Genomic DNA, 21,464 nt, shown 5'->3' with positions numbered 1-21,464 from the left:
GTCGACCCTCGATGCCCTGCCCATGAATCTGATCAGCCGCTGGAACCAGTACTTCTCCAACCTGTCCGTCAGGCGCAAGCTCAACCTGCTCACCGTGCTGATCGCCGTGGGCGTGATCGCGCTGTCGGTGATCGCCGCGCGCATGCAGTACCTGGACCTCACCGAGACCCGCAAGGACAGCCTGAAGATCCAGGTCGAACTCACCTACGGCATCCTGGAGCATTACCACCGCCTGGCCGAAACCGGCGAGCTGACCGAACCGGCGGCCAAGGCCGCTGCGCTGCAGGCCCTGGAGCGCATGCGCGCCGACAAGGACGCCTACTACTACAGCATCTACGACACCCGCTACCGCGTGCTGATGCACCCGTTCCGCAAGGACCTGATCGGCAAGGACATGAAGGACTTCCGCTCCGAGGACGGCGTGCGCCTGTTCCACGACATGGTCCAGGTCGCCGGCCAGGGCGGCGGCGTGGTGTCCTACAAGTGGGCCAAGGCCGGCGAGGAAGGCCTGTTCGACAAGGCCTCCTATGCCGGGATGTACAAGCCCTGGCAGTGGGTGGTCAGCAGCGGCGTCTACATGCACGACGTCCAGCAGCAGGCCCTGGTGTTCACCGCGATCATGGCCGCCAGCGGCGGCGCCGTGGTCCTGGTCGTGCTGGCCCTGAGCTGGCTGATCGGCAACCGCATCACCCTGCCCCTGCGCCAGGCCACCCACGTCGCCGAAAGCATCGCCGCCGGCAAGCTGGACAGCCGCATCGGCGAGCAGCCCCACGACGAACCCGGCCGCCTGCTGGAAAGCATGGCGCGCATGCAGAGCCAGCTGCATGCGGTGATCGGCGGCCAGCGCGAGATGGCCCGCCAGCATGATGCCGGCCAGACCAGCTTCCGCATCGACGAAAGCGCCTTCCCCGGCGAATACGGGCTGATGGTGCATGAAACCAATACCCTGGTCGGCGCGCACGTGCAGACCATGCAGGAGGTGCTGCAGGTGGTGCAGGCCTATGCGGTTGGCGACCTGTCGGCCGACATCGCCCGCTATCCCGGGCAGAAGGCCGCCATCACCGCCACCGTCGACACGGTCAAGCACAACCTGGGCAGCATCAATGCCGAGATCAAGCGCCTGGCCGCGGCCGCAGCCGCCGGCGACTTCAGCCAGCGCGGCGACAGCGCCCGCTTCGATCATGATTTCGGCCTGATGATCGCCAACCTCAACGCGATGATGCAGGTCAGCGACGACAACCTGGGCAAGCTCTCCCTGCTGCTCTCGGCCATCGCCGAAGGCAACCTCACCGTGCGCATGCAGGGCGATTTCCAGGGCGTTTTCGCGCGCATGCGTGACGATGCCAATGCCAGCGTGTCCCAGTTGACCCGGATCGTCGGCCAGATCCAGACCGCGGCCGGCAGCATCAACCTGGCGGCCGGTGAGATCGCCAGCGGCAACAGCGACCTGTCGCGGCGTACCGAGCAGCAGGCCGCCAACCTGGAGGAAACCGCCGCTTCGATGGAGGAACTGACCTCCACCGTGCGCCAGAACGCCGAACACGCCCGCCAGGCCAACCAGCTGGCCATCGGCGCGCACAGCGTGGCCACCCAGGGCGGCGAAGTGGTCGGCCAGGTGGTCACCACCATGAGCGCGATCCAGACCTCTTCCCGGAAGATCGCCGACATCATCGCGGTGATCGACGGCATCGCCTTCCAGACCAACATCCTGGCCTTGAATGCCGCAGTCGAGGCCGCCCGTGCCGGCGAACAGGGCCGCGGCTTTGCCGTGGTCGCCTCCGAAGTGCGCACGCTGGCCCAGCGCTCGGCGGCAGCGGCCAAGGAGATCAAGGGCCTGATCGACGACTCGGTCGGCAAGGTCAACGATGGCTCGGCCCTGGTGCACAAGGCCGGCGCCACCATGGGCGAGATCGTCGCTTCGGTGCAGCGGGTGACCGACATCATGGCCGAGATCTCGGCGGCCTCGCAGGAACAGTCGGCCGGCATCGAACAGGTCAACCAGACCGTGGTGCAGATGGACGAAACCACCCAGCAGAACGCCGCCCTGGTCGAAGAAGCCACCGCTGCGGCACGCTCGATGGAAGAACAGGCCACCCAGCTGGCCGATGCGGTGTCCATCTTCCGCCTGGACAACCAGGTGGCCGCTGCGGTCAGCGCGGTCACCGCACGCATCGCCGTGCCTGCACCGCGCACGACCCGCAGCGCCGCCAGCCAGGCGCGGCGCGCGCCGGCCACCCCGGTGCAGGCGCATGGCCGCGCGCCCGACGACGGCCAGTGGCAAGCATTCTGACCCGATCCTTCGCGGTGGCCGCCCGGCCACCGCAACGTTCCTCTACAGCGAGCCCGCCCGTGTCCACGCCCCCAGTTTCGGCTGCCGCCGCCTCCCAGAACGGCCGCGAATTCGAGTTCGCCGACCGCGATTTCCGCCGCGTCTGCGACCTGATCTACCAACGCGTCGGCATTTCGCTGGCACCGGCCAAACGCGACATGGTCTATGGCCGCCTGTCGCGGCGCCTGCGCGCGCTCGGCCTGCGCAATTTCTCGGACTACCTGGACCAGCTCGAAGCGCACGGCGGCGAGGAATGGCAGGCCTTCACCAATGCGCTGACTACCAACCTCACCGCGTTCTTCCGCGAACCGCATCATTTCGAAAAGCTCGACACCGAGCTGCGCGCGCGGGGCGGCCACGGCACCCTGCAGCTGTGGTCGTGCGCGGCCTCCACCGGCGAAGAACCCTATTCGATGGCGATCACCGCCTGCGAAGCCTTCGGCACGCTCAAGCCACCGGTGCGCATCCTGGCTACCGATGTGGACACCCAGGTGCTGGCCACCGCCAGCCGTGGGGTGTATGCGATCGACCGCGTGGCCGGGCTCGACCCGGCGATCAAGAAGCGTTACTTCCAGCGCGGCAGCGGCCCCAACGAGGGCCAGTGCCGGGTCCATCCGGCACTGCGCGACCTGATCGATTTCCGCCCGCTCAACCTGCTGGCCAGCCGCTACGACGTCGGCGGCCCGTTCGACGCGCTGTTCTGCCGCAACGTGATGATCTACTTCGACAAGCCCACTCAGCGCGGCATCCTTTCGCGGCTGATCCAGCACATGGGCGATGACGGCCTGCTCTACACCGGCCACTCGGAAAACTACCTGCACGCCGCCGACCTGATCCAGCCGTGCGGGCGCACCCTGTACAAGCGTGCCCCGGGGGCTCCGGCATGAACCTGGCCGCACGCAACGACGAGGTGATGCGCTATTACGACAGTCGCTTCAAGGTCACCGCGGCCAAGCTGCTGCCCACCCAGTACCTGGTGGTGGACGATGACACCGCGCTGACCACCACCCTGGGCTCATGCGTGGCCGCCTGCCTGCGCGACCCGGTGCTGAAGATCGGCGGGATGAACCACTTCCTGCTGCCCGAGGGCAATGTCGGCGACGGCGCGCCGGCGCGCTATGGCAGTTACGCGATGGAACTGCTGATCAACGACCTGCTCAAGCGCGGCGCCCACCGCAAGCGCCTGGAAGCCAAGGTGTTCGGCGGCGCCAACGTGCTCAAGGGCTTCACCAGCAACCCGGTCGGTACCCGCAACGCCGAGTTCGTGCGCCAGTACCTGCAGGCCGAACACATTCCGGTGCTGGCCGAAGACCTGTGCGGCATCCATCCGCGCAAGGTGTGGTTCTTCGCCACCACCGGCCGGGTGGTCGTCCAGCGCCTGCCGCATGCCCACGAGGCCGAAGTGGCCGCGACCGAATCGGCCGTGCGTGCGCGCCTGTCCAAGGCCCCGGTCACCGGTGGCGTGGAGCTGTTCGAATGACCCAGAACGGCCCTTGCCGCGTGCTGATCGTCGACGACTCCGCCGTCGTCCGGCAGATGCTCAGCGAAATCCTGGCCAGCGACCCGGCCATCGAAGTGGTCGGTACCGCGGCCGACCCGTTGCTGGCCCGCGAGAAGATCAAGCGCCTGGCGCCAGATGTGATCACCCTGGACGTGGAAATGCCGCGCATGGACGGGTTGGCGTTCCTGGAAAATCTGATGCGCCTGCATCCGCTGCCGGTGGTGATGATTTCCTCGCTGACCGAGCGCGGCGCCGACACCACCCTGCAGGCGCTGGCGCTGGGCGCGGTGGATTTCGTCTCCAAGCCGAAGTTCGACGTGGCCCATGGCCTGCAGGCCTACGCCGAGGAAATCATCGACAAGGTCAAGATGGCCGCCCGCTCGCGGGTACGCACCCTCGCCCGCCCGCCCACGCCGCGCATCACCCTGGATACGGTGGCAGCGACGGCGCCGGCGCGCAGCATCCAGTTCCGCACCACCGACCGCCTGATCGCCATCGGCGCCTCGGCCGGCGGCACCGAAGCACTGCGCGTGGTGCTCGAAGGCATGCCGGCCGACGCCCCGGCCGTGGTGTTGACCCAGCACCTGCCGGCCACCTTCAGCACCCCGTTCGCCGAACGCCTGGACCGCCATTCGGCGATGTCGGTGCGCGAGGCCAGCGATGGTGAAGCGGTATTGCCGGGCCACGCCTACCTGCCGCCGGGCGGCAAGCACCTGCGGATCATCCGCGACGGCGCCCGCTGGCGCTGCCGGGTCGACGACGGCCCGGCGGTCAACCGGCACAAGCCGGCGGTGGATGTGCTGTTCCGTTCGGTGGCCGAAAGCGCCGGCGCCATCCTCACCGGCATGGGCGACGACGGTGCGCGCGGCCTGCTCGAACTGCGCAATGCCGGCGCGCCGACCCTGGTGCAGGATGAAGCCACCAGTGTGGTCTGGGGCATGCCCGGCGCGGCGTTCAAGCTCGGCGCCACCGACGAGCAGGTCCCGCTGGAGCGGATCGCCGAGCGGTTGATGGCAATGGCGCGCGGGTAACGCAAGGGGCGGCAGGCTCTGCTCGCTGCCGACGCGATGCATGGCGGCATCGATCCGACCGGCACGGCCTTGCCGCTCCGGTAGGGTCGGTTCCCAAACGACTGCCGACGCACTGCCCGGGTGCATTGACGCATGGACCCCACCGAAGCGCCATGCTCTTCAACGCCGGTCGGACACTGCCGTCGATTGCGCCACAAACGATATTGCCGTCGTTGGCAACCGGTCGTGCGGCATCATGACAAAGAAAAACCCCCAGCTTTCGCCGGGGGTTTTCGTTCAACGCATCAAACCATCAGTGGATCAGGCAGCAACCGTGTTGGCCACGTCCTGGTAGTCCTCGATCTGGTCGAAGTTCATGTAGCGGTAGATGTCCTTGCTGCTGGCATCGAGCACGCCGATGTCGGCCATGTACTCTTCCTTGGTCGGGATGCGGCCCAGACGCGAGCAGATCGCGGCCAGCTCGGCCGACCCCAGGTACACGTTCGAGTTGCGCCCCAGGCGGTTGGGGAAGTTGCGGGTGGAGGTGGAGAACACCGTGGCGCCCTCGCGCACCTGCGCCTGGTTGCCCATGCACAGCGAGCAGCCCGGCATTTCCATGCGCGCCCCGGCGGTGCCGAAGGTGCCGTAGTGGCCTTCCTTGGTCAGCTCGGAGGCATCCATCTTGGTCGGCGGGGCAACCCACAGCTTGGTCGGGATGTCGCGCTTGCCTTCCAGCAGCTTGGCCGCCGCGCGGAAGTGACCGATGTTGGTCATGCACGAACCGATGAACACTTCGTCGATCGCCGCACCGGCAACCTCGGACAGCGTCTTGACGTCGTCCGGGTCGTTCGGGCAGGCCACGATCGGCTCGTGGATGTCGGCCAGGTCGATCTCGATGACAGCGGCGTATTCGGCATCGGCATCCGGTGCCAGCAGCTCCGGGTTGGCCAGCCAGGCTTCCATCTTCTCGATGCGGCGGGCCAGCGAACGGGCATCCTGGTAGCCTTCGGCGATCATCCACTTGAGCAGCGTGATGTTGCTGGTCAGGTATTCGATGATCGGTTCCTTGTTCAGGTGCACCGAGCAACCGGCCGCCGAACGCTCGGCCGAGGCATCGGACAGCTCGAAGGCCTGTTCGACCTTCAGCTCCGGCAAGCCTTCGATTTCCAGGATGCGGCCGGAGAAGATGTTCTTCTTGCCGGCCTTGGCCACGGTCAGCAGGCCGGACTTGATCGCGTACAGCGGGATCGCGTTGACCAGGTCACGCAGGGTCACGCCCGGCTGCATCTTGCCCTTGAAGCGGACCAGCACCGATTCGGGCATGTCCAGCGGCATCACGCCGGTGGCAGCCGCGAAGGCCACCAGGCCCGAGCCGGCCGGGAACGAAATGCCCACCGGGAAACGGGTATGCGAGTCGCCGCCGGTGCCCACCGTGTCGGGCAGCAGCATGCGGTTGAGCCAGCTGTGGATCACGCCGTCGCCCGGGCGCAGCGAGATGCCGCCGCGGGTGGAGATGAATTCCGGCAGGGTGTGGTGGGTCTTGACGTCCACCGGCTTCGGGTACGCCGCGGTGTGGCAGAACGACTGCATCACCAGGTCGGCCGAGAAGCCCAGGCAGGCCAGGTCCTTCAGTTCGTCACGGGTCATCGGGCCGGTGGTGTCCTGCGAGCCCACCGAGGTCATCTTCGGTTCGCAGTAGGTGCCCGGGCGCATGCCCTGGCCTTCCGGCAGGCCACACGCACGGCCGACCATCTTCTGCGCCAGCGAGAAGCCCTTGCCGGTATCGGGCGGGTCCATCGGCAGGCGGAACAGGTCGGTCGGGGCCAGGCCCAGCGCTTCACGCGCCTTGGCGGTCAGGCCGCGGCCGATGATCAGCGGAATGCGGCCACCGGCACGCACTTCGTCGAACAGCACGTCGGACTTGACCTTGAACTCGGCGATCACCGCGCCGTCCTTCAGGGCCTTGCCGTCGTACGGGCGCAGCTCGATCACATCGCCCATGTTCATCTGGGTGACATCCAGCTCGATCGGCAGCGCGCCGGCATCTTCCATGGTGTTGTAGAAGATCGGGGCGATCTTCGAGCCCAGGCAGACGCCGCCGAAGCGCTTGTTCGGGATGAACGGAATATCTTCGCCGGTGAACCACAGCACCGAGTTGGTGGCCGACTTGCGGCTGGAACCGGTGCCGACCACGTCGCCCACGTAGGCCACCAGGTGGCCCTTATCCTTCAGCGATTCGATGAACTTGACCGGGCCGCGCTTGCCGTCTTCTTCCGGCTCGATGCCATCACGCTTGTTCTTCAGCATCGCCAGGGCGTGCAGCGGGATGTCCGGGCGGGTGGTGGCATCCGGGGCCGGCGACAGGTCGTCGGTGTTGGTTTCACCGGTCACCTTGAGCACGGTGATGGTCAGGCTCTCGGGCACCTGCGGGCGGCTGGTGAACCACTCCGCATCGGCCCAGCTGCGCAGCACGCCCTGGGCGTTGGCATTGCCGGCCTTGGCCTTTTCCTGCACGTCATGGAAGGCATCGAACACCAGCAGGGTCTTCTTCAGCGCCTCGGCGGCGATCGCGCCGACGGTGGCGTCGTCCAGCAGTTGGACCAGCGGGGCGACGTTGTAACCGCCGAGCATGGTGCCCAGCAGTTCGGTGGCGCGCTCACGGCTGATCAGCGGGTTGGTTTCGCTGCCGAAGGCGATCGCGGCCAGGTAGGAGGCCTTGACCTTGGCGGCGTCATCAACGCCGGCCGGAACGCGCTGGGTCAGCAGGTCGAGCAGGAACTCGGCCTCGCCGACCGGCGGGTTCTTCAGCAGTTCGATGACCTCGGCCGTCTGCTGGGCGCTCAGCGGCAGCGGCGGGATGCCCAGCGCGGCGCGCTCGGCTACGTGGTGGCGGTAGGCTTCCAACATGACAACTCCCGGGAAATTCTTTGAAGAAACTTCGGTTGAATACTACGGTTGAAAAATGGGCTCAGGCTTGCGGCACGATCAGCTTCAGGCCCTTGAAGTAGTCGCGGTAAAACGTGTCGTTCCAGGTGATCAGGCCATCGCACTGCAGCAGTGCGTGCGAGCCAACCATGAATTCGTCGATGCCGCGCCGGCCGCCGCCGCGCTGGCGGTGGCGGCGGTGCATCTCGCCGGCGCGCAGGGCGGACTTGGCTTCCAGCGGGCTGAAGTGGATGCCCATTTCTTCCAGCGCTTCGAGCACCTCGGCGCCGCCGTGCAGCGACGCGCAGATTTCGGCCAGGGTCACCGCGCACACCACCACGCGCCCGCCGACCAGGCTCTGGCGCAGGCAGGCTTCCACCGCGTCGGCCTGCGGGCCGTTGCTGAGCAGTTCGATCAGGACCGGGGAATCGACGGCGATCATCGCGCGCTCATTCGGCGTCGCGCACCGCATCGACCGCGGCCTGGGCCGAATCGAAGCCGTCCAGCGCGAACTTGCCGCGGGCGCGCGAGATGGCATCGTCCACGCTCTTGCGCAGGATGATCCGGCTGCCGTCCAGCTCGACTTTCAACAAGGTGCCCTTGGTCAGGCCCAGCGCATCCCGGACCGCCTTGGGCAGGGTGATCTGTCCGCGTTCTGCAACGGTGGCTTCCATGGGTAGGCCCTCCAAAGTATGCACAAATTATACATACTTCCGGGAGCATACTTCCACCACCGCCCCGCGTCGGGCCGACCGGCTGTTGGCCGGTAAAGGATCCGCCTTATCAGTGACATCGACGATACAACTCTCCGTGTAGCCTGAGACCAACGGCCGCAGGCGCATCACCGGATGAATCGTTCATACTCGGGACGATCGCCGGCCTGGTCCGCCACCGGCACACGCAAGCACGGCCCGCCCCGCAGGCCATTGCAAGCCATCCGCAAGAGGAGTCACCCCGCATGAGCGATTCGTTCTCCACCCGCAGCCAGCTGGACGTCGCCGGTACCACCTACGACTACTTCAGCCTGCCCAAGCTGGGCCAGCAGTTCGATATTTCCCACCTGCCCTATTCGATGAAGATCCTGCTGGAGAACCTGCTCCGGCACGAGGATGGCGGGGTCACCGTCGGCCGCGATCACATCGAAGCGGTCGCCCGCTGGAACCCGAAGGCCGAGCCGGACACCGAGATCGCCTTCATGCCCGCCCGTGTGGTGCTGCAGGACTTCACCGGCGTGCCCTGCGTGGTCGACCTGGCCGCCATGCGCGATGCGGTGGTCAAGCTGGGCGGCCGCCCGGAGCAGATCAACCCGCAGATCCCCTCCGAACTGGTGATCGACCACTCGGTGCAGGTGGATGTGTTCGGCACGCCCGACGCGCTGGACCTCAACGGCAAGATCGAGTTCCAGCGCAACCAGGAACGCTATGGCTTCCTGCGCTGGGGCCAGAAGGCGTTCGACAACTTCAAGGTGGTGCCGCCCAATACCGGCATCGTCCACCAGGTCAACCTTGAGAACCTGGCCCGGGTGGTGATGACCGCCGACAAGGACGGCAAGGCGGTTGCGTATCCAGACACCGTGTTCGGCACCGACAGCCACACCACCATGATCAATGGCATCGGCGTGCTCGGCTGGGGCGTGGGCGGCATCGAAGCGGAGGCGGCCATGCTCGGCCAGCCGTCCTCGATGCTGATCCCGCAGGTGGTCGGCTTCAAGCTGACCGGCCGCATGCCCGAAGGCGCCACCGCCACCGACCTGGTGCTGACCGTCACCCAGATGCTGCGCAGCCACGGGGTGGTCGGCAAGTTCGTCGAGTTCTTCGGCGAAGGCCTGCAGCACCTGCCGCTGGCCGACCGCGCCACGATCGGCAACATGGCCCCCGAGTACGGCGCCACCTGCGGCATCTTCCCGATCGATCACGAATCGCTGACCTACCTGCGCCTGTCCGGGCGCAGCGAAGCGCAGATCGCGCTGGTGGAAGCCTATGCCAAGGCCCAGGGCCTGTGGCACGACGCGCAGACCGCGCACGCCAGCTACAGCGCCACGCTGGAACTGGACATGGGCACGGTCAAGCCGTCGCTGGCCGGCCCCAAGCGCCCGCAGGACCGCGTGCTGCTCGAAGACGTCAAGCAGAACTACCGCGACAACCTCGGCGGGTTGACCACCCAGCGCGACAAGCGCAATGAAGCGGTGTCCACCTTCGTCAACGAAGGCGGCGGCGCGGCGGTGGGCAACGAACAGCTGGCCAAGGGCTATGCCGACGTGGAGATCGACGGCAACCGCTTCCGGCTCAAGGACGGTGCGGTGGTGATCGCCGCGATCACTTCGTGCACCAACACCTCCAACCCGGCGGTGATGATCGGTGCCGGCCTGCTGGCGCGCAACGCCGCCGCCCGCGGCCTGGACCGCAAGCCATGGGTCAAGACCTCGCTCGGGCCGGGCTCGCGGGTGGTCACCGACTATCTCGAGAAAGCCGGCGTGCTCACCGAACTGGAGAAGATCGGCTTCTACGTGGTCGGCTACGGCTGCACCACCTGCATCGGCAACTCCGGCCCGCTGCCCACCGAAGTCAGCGCCGGCATCGCCAGCGGCGACCTGGTGGTGACCTCGGTGCTGTCGGGCAACCGCAACTTCGAAGGCCGCGTGCACCCGGAAGTGAAGATGAACTACCTGGCCAGCCCGCCGCTGGTGGTGGCCTATGCGATCGCCGGCACCGCCGACATCGACCTGACCACCGAACCGCTGGGCACCGGCAGCGATGGCCAGCCGGTGTACCTGCGCGACATCTGGCCCAGCAACAAGGAAATCGGCGATGTGATCGCCGCCACCATCGGCCCGGAGATGTTCAAGCAGAACTACGCCGATGTGTTCAAGGGCGATACCCGCTGGAACACCATCCAGTCGCCCGACGGCGACCTGTACGACTGGGACGGCAACTCGACCTATATCAAGAACCCGCCCTACTTCGACGGCATGACCATGCAGGTCGGCCATATCGAAGACGTGCACGGCGCGCGGGTGATGGGCCTGTTCGGCGATTCGATCACCACCGACCACATCTCCCCGGCCGGCAACATCAAGAAGGATTCCCCGGCCGGCCGCTTCCTGCAGGAACGTGGCGTGCAACCGGCCGACTTCAACAGCTACGGCAGCCGCCGCGGCAACGATGACGTCATGGTCCGCGGCACCTTTGCCAACATCCGCATCAAGAACCTGATGTTCGGCGGCGAGGAAGGCGGCAACACGCTGTACTTCCCCAAGGCCGGCGGGCAGCCGGAGAAGCTGGCGATCTACGACGCGGCCATGCGTTACAAGGCCGAAGGCGTGCCGCTGGTGGTGTTCGCCGGCAAGGAATACGGTACCGGCTCCTCGCGCGACTGGGCGGCCAAGGGCACCAACCTGCTGGGCGTCAAGGCGGTCATCGCCGAAAGCTTCGAACGCATCCACCGCTCCAACCTGGTCGGCATGGGCGTGCTGCCACTGCAGTTTGCCGCGGGCGAGAATGCCCAGAGCCTGGGCCTGGACGGTTCGGAAACGATCGATATCACCGGCCTGAACGACGGCGCCAGCAAGACCGCCACCCTCACCGCCACCAGGGCCGACGGCACTGCCACCTCCTTCCAGGCCCACGTCATGCTGCTGACGCCCAAGGAAGTGGAGTACTTCAAGCACGGCGGCCTGCTGCAGTACGTACTGCGCCAACTGGCGGCAAAGTAAGCGGAAGCGGCTCCCGGCCGCGAGTGCATCGGCCGGCCACCCCCTAGTCGGGGTGGCCGCGCAGCGGCCGAGGCTCCGGTTGCTGGCGGGATGGGCCCCAAGGTCTGCAGCGCAGACCTTGGCCGGCGCAGCTAGCGCCCGGCCCGCACCCCATACAGATACCAGTCGGCATCGCGGCGCCCGCCGTACAGCACCACCGCGCTCAAGCCCCCCTTGCCGACGGTTTCACCGTCAGCGGCGGCTACGTTGCGTACTTCCACCAGCATCACGAACGGCGGATGCGGCGCATTGCCGTGCCGGTAGCAGACCACCCCGCGGTCGTCCGGATGCACGTTGGCGTCGAACCCGTCCGGGCATGCCACGCGGCCGAAACGGTAACCGTAGTCATGCCCGATAGCCGGATCGACCGCAAAGGCCGCATAGGCCACCGTGCCCTGCCCGCCCGCATGCGCGGGAACCTGCAGCCGCATGGTGGCGGTCTGGCCGGGGGCCAGTATCGGGAAATCCAGCTGCTGGATCGGCGACGGCTGTTGCGCCAGGGCGCCGCCGGCCGGCGTGGCCAGGCACAGCAGCAGGAAGGTCATCGGGGCTCTGACAGCCATCATCGGCATCTCGTTACGCGGCAGGGACGATCAGTCTGTGCGCCGAAGCACCGGCTTGGCTGTCGGAACCGTTGCAACCAAGTAAATGTGTCGATTCCGTCACACGCTGACACCACCCGGGATGTACACAGCATTGGTTAAAGTTTCCCTAGCCGGACATCATGATCGGCGCACGGCATTCGTCCTGGAAATTCGCCATCTTCTTGTCGAGCATACGGCGCAGCTTTGGAATTTTCGAGACCTTGTCGCGCATCACCGCGATTGGAATGACACCCTTGGCGATGACCTGCGTACCGCCGAATTCATTGGGCTGGCCTCTGATGTTCCATACCAGTGCGTCAAACCCCTTGCCAAAAGCCAGCAGATCGTCAAGCGGGATGACTGCCTTGCTGCTCAGGTTGCCATTGCTGAACTGGTTCCAGAGCATCATGTTTGTCAGGCTGGTGGAGGTCGGCGAAAAGACGTGTTCCGGCCTGGATGATCGGTAGAGATGGATCCAGCTGCGTTGCGGGTTCTTCAAGGGGCGATCGATCTGTTTCGCATCGAACCAGAAGCTAAGTATCACTGCGACGTCGTCTTCAGGGACCGTCTTCTGCGCCGTAGCTTGGGCGGGCCAATGATAGCTAATAACCAATTTCAAGCTCATTCCGGGATCAAACAGAATACTCTCCTTCGGCTGCCACTGGTAAGTGTCCGATGTCGATGACGTGGCCACTCCATTGTTGACGGTCAGACTGCGGGACGCAACCCACTCTCCGCCGGCATCCTCTTCTGCAACAACACAACTCAGATTCACGCCCTGAGCCTGAACCGGATAGATAGCCAATAGAATTGCAATCATGCAAAACCGCCTGCCGACACTAGTAAAAACAGATCTTCTCAACACTTTAAATCCCTCTTCAATGCACTTATTCACAATTCCGGATGATGGACACCAAGAAGATGCGTAGCCAACATGCAGACTACTACGCCCGCAACGATGCCTGCATTGCCGATGCACTGAACCCTCCATCCAGACTCGAGCACGGCGACCTGCGTATTAATGCCGCCGGCCAGCCAGCCATCAATGTACTGCAGGAAGAACTAGCGCCGCATCAGCATTGCCGCCAATCCTTGTAGGAATTTCCTGATAGAGGAATGTCAATGCATGACTGCCTGGACTCAAATTCCAAGTGTCACTCCCCGAAATCACGCAGGATGTCAGAATGGAAGGGCAGTACAGCCGCTGCCGCCGTTCAGATCCTCACCAATGCATAGCCGTCGCCGATGGTGGAAAATGAGACCCATGTCCTCTGTGGATTGTTTCGACCATGTCAGCATGCAGGCGTCAATCATGACCCCGGCTGCGGCCGTGTCTATGCAAGCCTCTCGGGCATTCGCCGCGACTGGCCTGGACGGGGCAACATACTTCGGCGAGATCAAACGGGCATATCTGGAAAATAACAATGATTTCAATATTGTGGTCGACTCTTTCGAGTACAGATCCGAAAGGGACGTCAGCATGCCTGGCACGGATGTGCGAGAGATTTTTCGCCAGTTGAGGAAATCGCTGCTCGGGCCATGATCGTCCAGCTCATCCAGGCTGGTCTCAAGTTCGAGACACCGCCATCTCGGTTAAGGCAGACAGATACATCCCATTTCATGGGAGAGGTGGTTTTTAGCGAGGGATGGGTGCTCTTCAGGAGGATAGACGCTCTTCAGTGCAGATCAAACAGGAGCATTCAGTGACCGGCACTTCGCCCCAATGATGCGAACATCAGCATTGGAGATGGAGTGAATCTGTCGCTCCGAATGGTGAAAAATGAGCGCCATTTCTCCTCCGAAGAAGTGGCGATTGTGCGACCATGCAGCCATCAACCAAGGCCGCCGGTTGAAGACACGCCCAATAGACGCTTGATGATATCTGCAACATTCAGTAAAGGAGTGCGCATGTCTTTTGATTTCAAGTCACGATCAAGATCATCATTTGACGAAGAGAGCGGCGTCTCCATCCCGCAGCCGCGAATGCTTCCGGCCTCTTGCGCCGGAAGCGATGACAATATTGAGTATCAATACTCATTCTTCCTTGATGGCAAGGATATTGGCGGACTTGGCCTTCTAGGAACTTGTGGATTTACCGAGAGACAAGGGCGTCGGGAGCAGTTATTTACCCTTGATCTTGGCCGTGAAGGGGTCTTGAGAAGTGCGCTTGGATTCAGGGAGACCCTAGGCAACTCCGACGATGAATTTGTGTTTCTTCGCGGACTGGCGCAGGGCCTGGTTATGGCGTATGCAGGGCGAACCGACAATGATGACGATGTGCGCTATGTTGCAATCGCCGACGCGGACTCCCTAGCCCGCGCTGGAATGCATATCCCTGATGATGTTATTTCCTGGGTCGAAGGAGTGATTCTATTAGCTGAGGCTTATGTCCCGGCTCATATTGACTAAGGACTGCGCCTTGTGAACGACTTCACTTTCGATCAATTCGCTCGCACCACTCTGGGAGGAGCTCGTAATGCCGCGGATGGTGCGCGGCTGTCGCCGCAGCAGATGGAGAGTCTGGTTGCCTATCTGAAGTCACCCGAGTCTGGCCCGGACGGTTCGACGAGCTTTGCAGGATACCTCGCTGACAAGATGCAGGCTCATCCACCAGAGTTTTCTCCAGGCAGGGACTACGTCGGCTTCTCAGGGATTGATAGCGGCGGCTCCTCGAATTTTGATAACGCCAAGAACTATATTCGTCATCTTGGGGGAAAGGCAGGGGTTATTGGCGAAACCCCCTGGGGCCAATTAGTCCAAGACTTGGAACTGGATGCGTCGCGCCATCCGGACTTCAATGTGATGGAAGGCAACTTTAGAAGCTTCATGAGAGCGCAGGGGGCTGTGCCGTACGGTGGGAATTACCGGAGCGCCCTGCTTGACATCATGTGGAACGCCGGTAGCCCAAAGTACTTCGAGAACGCGATCGCCACTGGCAAGCCCATCCTGGCCTTCGTCGAGAACGCGCCGGAGGGGCGCGGCTTCAGCACTTTCGAGCTGCCTACGGTGCTCAAGTATCCGAACGCGGTAATCAACGGCTACCCCAGCGCGATGTTCGGGCCGGACCCGCTTGCGTTTGTCAGCAGATCCGCAGCCGAGTATCAGAGCCTGGAGCGGACCATCGTGCAGGCAGCTACGGCCAACAGCGGGCATGACGTGAGCCTTGCCCGGATGCGTGCCGAGCTCAGGCCGATCGACGGCTACGACGCCGTCAACAAGGCGTTGTTCAACCGGCCAGTGGACGAGTTCAGATCGCTGAGCTTCGCCGAGATGACGGCCACCCGTTCGCATTGGGCGGCCACGCGCGTTGGTCTGGCGATCGAGCCCCGCGGTGTCGTCGATGCGCCCGAGCGTTTGCTGCGTACGCCAACCGAACCCGGCGCGCCACGTGGCCCACCTGTCACTGCCGAGTTTTCGTCGGATTCGGCCATGCGTGGGCTGCATCCTGAGGTGAGCCCCGGCCTCAAAGCCGCCGGCATCGCCGGCACCGCGCTGCTGGCCCACGACTTCGCCACCTCCGGCCACAAGTGGGTGCAGCTGCAGTCGCAGGGCAACCAGACCGGTGCGGACTCCACCGCCGCGCATTTTGTCGGCCGCAATGTCGGCGGCGCGATGGGTGGGTTCGTGGCTGGCGCCGGCGTGGGCCTGCTGAGCGGCTCCTGGACCGGCCCCGTTGCGCTGGGCGCCGGGCTGGGCGGCGGGGTGATCGGCGCCTATATGGGCGAACGCTGGGCCGAGCAGAAGGATATCGACCGGATCTACACGCAGGAAGATCCGCTGGGCCGGGTGTGGACGCGCCAGCCGGGCGATGCCGATGGGCGTTGGCTGCGCGCTGCGCACCAGCAGCAGGTACAGACCACCGCGCTGGGCGGCGAGGTGGAGGTGCGGCCGGTGCAGACCGCGCTGGGCCAGGACGTGTACTTCCGCGAGCAGTATGTGGCTACCGGGCGGCTGGAGCGGCTGTTGAACTATCAGGCCGCCAACGCCTCTTACGCGTTGGGCCTGACCAACCCGCCGCCGCCGAAGGATCCCTACCGGCTGGACGCCAGCGCGCAGACGCAGCCGCCGCGCGCGCCGTTCGAGCAGCAGCGCGACTTCGTGCGCGATGCGCAGTCCGGGCAGTGGCAGTTGGAGATCAAGGAACTGCTGGACGGCCGTGTTCCCAGTATCCACAAGCACCCGGTGGAGCCCGAACGCGCGCTGGACCTGGACCAGCAGGCGCGCACGGTGATCGCGCAGAACGCGGCCAATACCCCGGCGGCGATGGCGGCACGCTACGCGGTGGCCCATGCGCAGGGCCGCTGGAGCGACTTCGACCCGGCGCTGCCGCCGGCGATCCGCGCCGCGCAGGCGCAGGCCGATACGCTGCGCGCCAGCGACGGCAACGCGTACACCCGCCAGGTCGATGGCCAGTGGATACGCGGCGGGCGGGTGTTCGACAGCACCGCCACGCTCAACCTGCGCGACGAACTGGAACTGACCTGGCAGAGCCAGTAGGCCGGCGTGCAGGACACCCGGGCGATGGCCCGGGAGGCGGCGGCCACCCTGCAGCTGGCCCCGGAAGGCGTGCGCGGGCAGCTGGCGGCGCTGTATGCCCAGCACGGTATCGAACGCAGCGAAGCGCAGCTCGATGCCAGTGCCGCCACGGTGGAACACCACCATGCCCGCGATGGGCTGCAACACGACTTCACCCTGGCACTGATGCCCGACCCGCGCACGCACGCGCCCAGCGCGGACAGCGCGGACAGCGCCATTGCCAGCTTCGCCGCCGACGGCGGCAACCGCATGCTGCTCAGGAGCACCACCACCGCCGAGGAGGTCGCGCAGCTGCAGGCGCGGCGCGCACCGGGAGGCGCGGGCGAGGAAAACCCGCTGCCCGATGCCCTGGAACTGCGCATCGATGCGCTGTCGCCGCAGCAGCGCGAGGCTTACCAGCAGGCGCTGCGCGAAGCCAACCGGCAGGGCGTGTCGACCCAGGCCGCGCAACAGGCGGCCAGCTTTGCGGCGGTCAACCTGCATGCGCCGCCGGCAGAAGCGACCCGGGCGCCGCAGGCGGTGGTCGAACTGGAGCGGCAGCGCGATGCGCCCGGCCCGCCTGCCGCTGCGACGCAGGCGGTGCCATCCGGGCCGCCGCCGAGCGTGCCCCACAGCCTCCCGGCGCACCTCGCAGCGGTCGGACCGGTCGCGCAACCTGATGCTGCCCAGCCCCGTTACGAGCGGGAAGCGCCGCCGGCACCGGCCGCCACCGAACATCCCGCCCCGCCACAGCCACCGGCCAGCCAGCCGGCTGCCGGGCAGGCCACGCCAACGCCTGGGGCGCCGCCCGCGCCGGAGCATCCGCTCCCACCTGCCCAGCCCCAGGACACAACGCGACAGGCGGTGGCGCCCGCTGCACGGGAACCGCTGGCACCACCGTCGCCACCGAATACGCCGGCCGAGACCATGCAGCGCCACGCTGCCGACGATCACGTCCATCAACATCCCGGGCTGTCGGGCAACACGGCAGCCTCCGTGCAGGGCGCACCGATGCGCCCGTTGCCGGACGCGGCAGCGCAGGCCACGCCTGCCCCGGCGATCACGCCGGATATCCCTCAGGAACGACAGCACCCGCCGGCAGGGCATTCCGCGCCAGCCTCCGCGACGGACGCGCGCCCGCATACCGGCACCGAAAGCCCGTACCCGCAAAGCACACCACCTCTCACCGCTCCCGCCACGCCCGCACCGGCGTTGACGCCGATGCAGGCCGGCCATCCCGACCACGCGCTCTACCAGCAGGTGCGCGACGGGGTAGCCGCCCTGGACGCCAAACACGGGCGCCAATTCGATGAGACCAGCGAACGCATGACCGCCAGCCTGCTGGTGCTGGCCAAGGGCAGCGGGCTGGAGCGGGTGGACCATGTGCTGCTCAGCAATGCCACTGCCCAGCTGCCGGCGGCGCACAATGTGTTCGTGGTGCAGGGCGAGCTGAACGATCCGGCGCACCAGCGTGCGCTGATGCCCACCCTGCAGGCCGCGCAGACCCCGGTGGACGAATCGCTGCAGCAGTTGGATGGGGTCAGCCGCGAGCAGCAGCAACGCCTGCAGGCGCAGCAGCTGGAACAGCAGCTGCATGACGAGCGCGAGCAGCAGGTCATCCAGTCGCGTGCGGCCAGCATGGGCTGAGGCACGGCCGCGCGCCCTGCCCGGCTGCGACCTGATACTGCGTTAGTGCTTCCGGTCGCACGAGGACGCCCGCAAGAGCCGGCAGGTGGGGCCACGAGCTCGGCCGTCCTGCCATCGAACGGCGGAACATCCTATCTGTTCAGATTCGCATTATCAGGACGCCAAGCCAGACCGACAGGGGGCCACGTACTTGCCATGCCGGGCCGGCAAGGCGCAGCTATCGACGCTGGGGGACAGCACTCCACCCAAAGCCGGATGCGTCATGCAGCAGGGGCTTTCCCTGGCCACGTCGATGCGATGTGCAACCCTTTTTCACCAGACCTTCGCGTTTCCCATTCGGAACGGTATGCTGCGAAGGTATGAAACGGCCGATACTGTCGGTCATCGCACCACACCACCCATGATTCCTGGAGGGGGAATATGAGTCTGGAACGTCCCTGGCTGCAGAGCTATCCCACCGGCGTGCCTGCCGAGATCGACGTCAACGAGTTCCACTCGGTCTCGGCCGTGTTCGATACCTCGGTGGCCAAATACCGCGACCGCCCCGCCTACTCCAGTTTCGGCAAGGTGCTCACCTACGGGGAAACCGACGCCCTGGTCGAACAGTTCGCCGCCTACCTGCTCGGCGAGCTGCAGCTCAAGAAGGGCGACCGCGTCGCGCTGATGATGCCCAACTGCCTGCAGTACCCGGTGGCTACCTTCGGCGTGCTGCGCGCCGGGCTCACCGTGGTCAACGTCAACCCGCTCTATACCGCACGCGAACTGCGCCACCAGCTGGTCGATTCGGGCGCTGCGGTGCTGGTGGTGGTCGACAACTTCGGCGACACCGTGCAGCAGGTCATCGCCGACACGCAGATCAAGCAGGTGATCACCACCGGCCTGGGCGACATGCTCGGTGCAAAGGGCGTGGTGGTGAACTTCGTGCTGAAGTACATCAAGAAGATGGTGCCCAACTACAGCCTGCGCGGCGCGGTCCGCTTCAGGCAGGCCCTGAAGCTGGGCAGCGCCCACACCCTGCCCACGGTCGAAATCGACCACGACGACGTCGCCTTCCTGCAGTACACCGGCGGCACCACCGGCGTGGCCAAGGGTGCGATGCTGACCAACCGCAACCTGATCGCCAACATGCAGCAGGCCTCGGCGTGGCTGTCCACCTCGGGCATCGAGCCGGGCAAGGAAGTGATCATCACCGCCCTGCCGCTGTACCACATCTTCGCGCTCACCGCCAACGGCCTGGTCTTCATGAAATTCGGTGGCTGCAACCACCTGATCACCAACCCGCGCGACATGAAGGGCTTCGTCAAGGAACTCAAGGCGACCCGCTTCACCGCCATCACCGGGGTCAACACGCTGTTCAACGGCCTGCTCAACACCCCCGGCTTCGAGGAGATCGACTTCTCTTCGGTGAAGTTCACCCTGGGCGGCGGCATGGCGGTGCAGCGCGCGGTGGCCGAACGCTGGAAGAAGGCCACCGGGGTGACCCTGGTGGAAGCCTACGGGCTGACCGAAACCTCGCCGGCGGCCTGCATCAACCCGCTCGACCTGCCCGAGTACAACGGCGCGATCGGCCTGCCGATTCCCTCCACCGATGCCTGCGTGAAGGACGACAACGGCGTGACCCTGGCCAGTGGCGAGGTCGGCGAGCTGTGCATCAAGGGCCCGCAGGTGATGAAGGGCTACTGGCAGCGCCCGGAGGAAACCGCCCAGGCGATCGACGCCGACGGCTGGCTGCACACCGGCGACATGGCGCGGATGGACGAACACGGCTTCTTCTACATCGTCGACCGCAAGAAGGACATGATCCTGGTGTCCGGCTTCAACGTGTACCCCAACGAGATCGAGGATGTGATCGCGATGATGCCCGGCGTGCTGGAAGTGGCCGCGGTCGGGGTACCCGATGAAAAGTCCGGCGAGGTGGTCAAGGTGGTCATCGTCAAGAAGGACCCCAACCTGACCGTGGAGATGGTCAAGGAGCATGCCCGGGCCAACCTGACCGGCTACAAGCACCCCAGGATCGTGGAATTCCGAAAAGAGCTGCCGAAGACCAACGTCGGCAAGATTCTGCGCCGCGAACTGCGTGACAGCCCCGCCCCGTAAGGGTTTGCGGGCACTGGATGGGCATTGGGCCCCTGCCGGCGACGGCGGGGGCCTTTGCGTTGGGGCCGCCCCGGCCCCGGCGGCCCCGGGGGGCGCTTGCGGGGGGTTCACGACACGCGCATAGAATCACTCGCCGCCGCAGGTTCTGCTCGCCCCCTTCATTCTCCGTCCGCATTGCGGTCGGCCGGACGGTCTTACGGAGAACACCCATGTCTGCTGTCCATCCCTTTGCCCCCCGCCCACAACCCCACCCCACCCTGCGCATCACCGAAGAGCCGCAGCGCGAGGTGTACTGGATCCACATGCACGCCAACCTGGCCGGCCAGCCCGGCCGGCCCTGCTTCGCCTCGCAGCTGGTGGACGACATCGTGGGCTACCAGCGCGAGCTGGGCGAACGACTGCGCATTTCCCACGCGTTGTCCCCGCACGTGGTGCTGGCCTCGGACAGCGACGTGTTCAACCTGGGCGGCGACCTGGAGCTGTTCTGCCGGCTGATCCGCGAGGGCGACCGCGCGCGCCTGCTCGACTATGCGCAGCGCTGCGTGCGCGGCGTGCATGCCTTCCACGCCGGGCTGGGCGTGCGCGCCCACAGCATCGCCCTGGTCCAGGGCAATGCGCTGGGCGGCGGCTTCGAGGCGGCGTTGAGCTGCCACACCATCGTGGCCGAGGAAGGCGTGCTGATGGGCCTGCCGGAGGTGCTGTTCGACCTGTTCCCCGGCATGGGCGCCTACTCCTTCATGTGCCAGCGGGTCAGCCCGCGCCTGGCCGAGAAGATCATGCTCGACGGCAACCTGTACACCGCCCACCAGCTCAAGGAAATGGGCTTGGTCGATGTGGTGGTGCCGGCCGGCGAAGGCGTGGCCGCGGTCGAGCGGGTGATCAAGGACAGCAGGCGCATTCCGCATGCCTGGGCGGCGATGCGCGAGGTGTCCGAGGTGTCCAGCATGGTGCCGCTGCACGAGATGATGCGGATCACCGAGATCTGGGTCGATACCGCCATGCAGCTGGGCGAAAAGTCGTTGCGGACCATGGACCGGCTGGTGCGCGCGCAGGGGCGGCGCAGCGGCGACGCCCGCTGACCTGCGGCCATGTGCGGCACGGCAGG

Annotated in this window: 17 protein-coding genes; 12 read left to right on the top strand and 5 right to left on the bottom strand. The window is 65.7% G+C overall.

The features are described 5' to 3' along the window. Window positions 1–22: 22 nt before the first annotated feature. From AC3ITM_RS09045 to AC3ITM_RS09030, 4 genes are read left to right on the top strand one after another with little or no spacing between them, the layout of a single operon-like run. The gene (locus AC3ITM_RS09045) at window positions 23–2,290 is read left to right on the top strand and encodes a methyl-accepting chemotaxis protein (protein WP_489269859.1); all 2,268 of its coding nucleotides are present in this window, start codon (window positions 23–25) and stop codon (window positions 2,288–2,290) included. A gap of 59 nt (window positions 2,291–2,349) precedes the next feature. Continuing rightward, window positions 2,350–3,216 (top strand): CheR family methyltransferase, encoded by an 867-nt coding sequence (locus tag AC3ITM_RS09040; RefSeq protein ID WP_489269858.1) that lies wholly within the window; start codon window positions 2,350–2,352, stop codon window positions 3,214–3,216. Further along, window positions 3,213–3,809: a chemoreceptor glutamine deamidase CheD gene (gene cheD, locus AC3ITM_RS09035; RefSeq protein ID WP_228884916.1), complete on the top strand. Its 597-nt coding sequence runs from the start codon at window positions 3,213–3,215 to the stop codon at window positions 3,807–3,809. Before AC3ITM_RS09040 ends, cheD begins: the two co-directional genes overlap by 4 nt. Beyond that, window positions 3,806–4,861, top strand: coding sequence for a protein-glutamate methylesterase/protein-glutamine glutaminase (locus AC3ITM_RS09030; RefSeq protein ID WP_489269857.1), 1,056 nt, complete (start codon window positions 3,806–3,808; stop codon window positions 4,859–4,861). The genes cheD and AC3ITM_RS09030 overlap by 4 nt, the downstream gene beginning before the upstream one ends. Window positions 4,862–5,161: 300 nt before the next feature. Here the strand turns inward: AC3ITM_RS09030 and acnB are convergent, their stop codons facing one another. The 3 genes from acnB to AC3ITM_RS09015 all read right to left on the bottom strand — a co-directional run bounded on the left by acnB (window position 5,162) and on the right by AC3ITM_RS09015 (window position 8,439). After that, window positions 5,162–7,747 carry a bifunctional aconitate hydratase 2/2-methylisocitrate dehydratase gene (gene acnB, locus AC3ITM_RS09025; RefSeq protein ID WP_489269856.1) on the bottom strand — a complete coding sequence of 862 codons (2,586 nt, stop codon included), beginning with the start codon at window positions 7,745–7,747 and terminating at the stop codon, window positions 5,162–5,164. A gap of 61 nt (window positions 7,748–7,808) precedes the next feature. Next, window positions 7,809–8,207 carry a type II toxin-antitoxin system VapC family toxin gene (locus AC3ITM_RS09020; protein ID WP_228884936.1) on the bottom strand — a complete coding sequence of 133 codons (399 nt, stop codon included), beginning with the start codon at window positions 8,205–8,207 and terminating at the stop codon, window positions 7,809–7,811. A gap of 7 nt (window positions 8,208–8,214) precedes the next feature. Continuing rightward, a complete protein-coding gene (locus AC3ITM_RS09015) occupies window positions 8,215–8,439 on the bottom strand; it encodes an AbrB/MazE/SpoVT family DNA-binding domain-containing protein (protein ID WP_228884937.1) in 225 nt (74 codons plus the stop codon). Between the two features lie 284 nt (window positions 8,440–8,723). Between AC3ITM_RS09015 and acnA the strand changes: the two genes are divergently transcribed. After that, window positions 8,724–11,477: an aconitate hydratase AcnA gene (gene acnA, locus AC3ITM_RS09010; protein WP_489269855.1), complete on the top strand. Its 2,754-nt coding sequence runs from the start codon at window positions 8,724–8,726 to the stop codon at window positions 11,475–11,477. Window positions 11,478–11,608: 131 nt separating this feature from the next. On the opposite strand, the gene AC3ITM_RS09005 is transcribed toward acnA, so the two are convergent. Both AC3ITM_RS09005 and AC3ITM_RS09000 read right to left on the bottom strand, forming a co-directional pair. After that, window positions 11,609–12,082, bottom strand: coding sequence for a hypothetical protein (locus tag AC3ITM_RS09005; RefSeq protein WP_489269854.1), 474 nt, complete (start codon window positions 12,080–12,082; stop codon window positions 11,609–11,611). A 145-nt stretch (window positions 12,083–12,227) separates the two neighbouring features. Next, window positions 12,228–12,920 (bottom strand): hypothetical protein, encoded by a 693-nt coding sequence (locus tag AC3ITM_RS09000; protein WP_489269853.1) that lies wholly within the window; start codon window positions 12,918–12,920, stop codon window positions 12,228–12,230. A gap of 86 nt (window positions 12,921–13,006) precedes the next feature. Between AC3ITM_RS09000 and AC3ITM_RS08995 the strand changes: the two genes are divergently transcribed. From AC3ITM_RS08995 to rpfF, 7 genes are all read left to right on the top strand, one after another. After that, window positions 13,007–13,198 carry a hypothetical protein gene (locus tag AC3ITM_RS08995; protein ID WP_489269852.1) on the top strand — a complete coding sequence of 64 codons (192 nt, stop codon included), beginning with the start codon at window positions 13,007–13,009 and terminating at the stop codon, window positions 13,196–13,198. 166 nt (window positions 13,199–13,364) lie between these two features. Next, on the top strand, window positions 13,365–13,643 hold the full coding sequence (locus AC3ITM_RS08990; protein WP_489269851.1) for a hypothetical protein: 279 nt from the start codon (window positions 13,365–13,367) through the stop codon (window positions 13,641–13,643). A 209-nt stretch (window positions 13,644–13,852) separates the two neighbouring features. Beyond that, entirely contained in the window at window positions 13,853–14,509 is a 657-nt protein-coding gene (locus tag AC3ITM_RS08985) for a hypothetical protein (protein WP_489269850.1), read from the top strand. Between the two features lie 12 nt (window positions 14,510–14,521). Beyond that, on the top strand, window positions 14,522–16,597 hold the full coding sequence (locus AC3ITM_RS08980; protein WP_489269849.1) for a hypothetical protein: 2,076 nt from the start codon (window positions 14,522–14,524) through the stop codon (window positions 16,595–16,597). A 6-nt stretch (window positions 16,598–16,603) separates the two neighbouring features. Further along, window positions 16,604–18,262, top strand: a complete 1,659-nt coding sequence (locus tag AC3ITM_RS08975; protein WP_489269848.1) for an XVIPCD domain-containing protein — start codon at window positions 16,604–16,606, stop codon at window positions 18,260–18,262. A 420-nt stretch (window positions 18,263–18,682) separates the two neighbouring features. Continuing rightward, entirely contained in the window at window positions 18,683–20,359 is a 1,677-nt protein-coding gene (locus AC3ITM_RS08970; RefSeq protein ID WP_489269847.1) for a long-chain fatty acid--CoA ligase, read from the top strand. 209 nt (window positions 20,360–20,568) lie between these two features. Further along, entirely contained in the window at window positions 20,569–21,438 is an 870-nt protein-coding gene (rpfF, locus tag AC3ITM_RS08965; RefSeq protein ID WP_228884944.1) for a diffusible signal factor synthase RpfF, read from the top strand. The last annotated feature ends 26 nt before the right edge of the window (window positions 21,439–21,464 follow it).

The organism is Stenotrophomonas sp. KH_029, assembly GCF_057839765.1.
The sequence above is the reverse complement of the archived record's forward strand: the minus strand, read 5'-3'. Positions and strand labels throughout refer to the sequence as shown.

Excerpts from the sequence above, each read along its gene's own strand:
- AC3ITM_RS08990 (WP_489269851.1), top strand. The coding sequence starts at position 13,365 with ATGTCCTCTGTGGATTGTTTCGACCATGTCAGCATGCAGGCGTCAATC.
- AC3ITM_RS09030 (WP_489269857.1), top strand. The coding sequence starts at position 3,806 with ATGACCCAGAACGGCCCTTGCCGCGTGCTGATCGTCGACGACTCCGCC.
- AC3ITM_RS09000 (WP_489269853.1), bottom strand. The coding sequence starts at position 12,920 with ATGATTGCAATTCTATTGGCTATCTATCCGGTTCAGGCTCAGGGCGTG.
- rpfF (WP_228884944.1), top strand. The coding sequence starts at position 20,569 with ATGTCTGCTGTCCATCCCTTTGCCCCCCGCCCACAACCCCACCCCACC.
- acnB (WP_489269856.1), bottom strand. The coding sequence starts at position 7,747 with ATGTTGGAAGCCTACCGCCACCACGTAGCCGAGCGCGCCGCGCTGGGC.
- AC3ITM_RS09015 (WP_228884937.1), bottom strand. The coding sequence starts at position 8,439 with ATGGAAGCCACCGTTGCAGAACGCGGACAGATCACCCTGCCCAAGGCG.
- cheD (WP_228884916.1), top strand. The coding sequence starts at position 3,213 with ATGAACCTGGCCGCACGCAACGACGAGGTGATGCGCTATTACGACAGT.
- AC3ITM_RS08995 (WP_489269852.1), top strand. The coding sequence starts at position 13,007 with ATGGACACCAAGAAGATGCGTAGCCAACATGCAGACTACTACGCCCGC.
- AC3ITM_RS09005 (WP_489269854.1), bottom strand. The coding sequence starts at position 12,082 with ATGATGGCTGTCAGAGCCCCGATGACCTTCCTGCTGCTGTGCCTGGCC.
- AC3ITM_RS09020 (WP_228884936.1), bottom strand. The coding sequence starts at position 8,207 with ATGATCGCCGTCGATTCCCCGGTCCTGATCGAACTGCTCAGCAACGGC.
- acnA (WP_489269855.1), top strand. The coding sequence starts at position 8,724 with ATGAGCGATTCGTTCTCCACCCGCAGCCAGCTGGACGTCGCCGGTACC.
- AC3ITM_RS08970 (WP_489269847.1), top strand. The coding sequence starts at position 18,683 with ATGAGTCTGGAACGTCCCTGGCTGCAGAGCTATCCCACCGGCGTGCCT.
- AC3ITM_RS09045 (WP_489269859.1), top strand. The coding sequence starts at position 23 with ATGAATCTGATCAGCCGCTGGAACCAGTACTTCTCCAACCTGTCCGTC.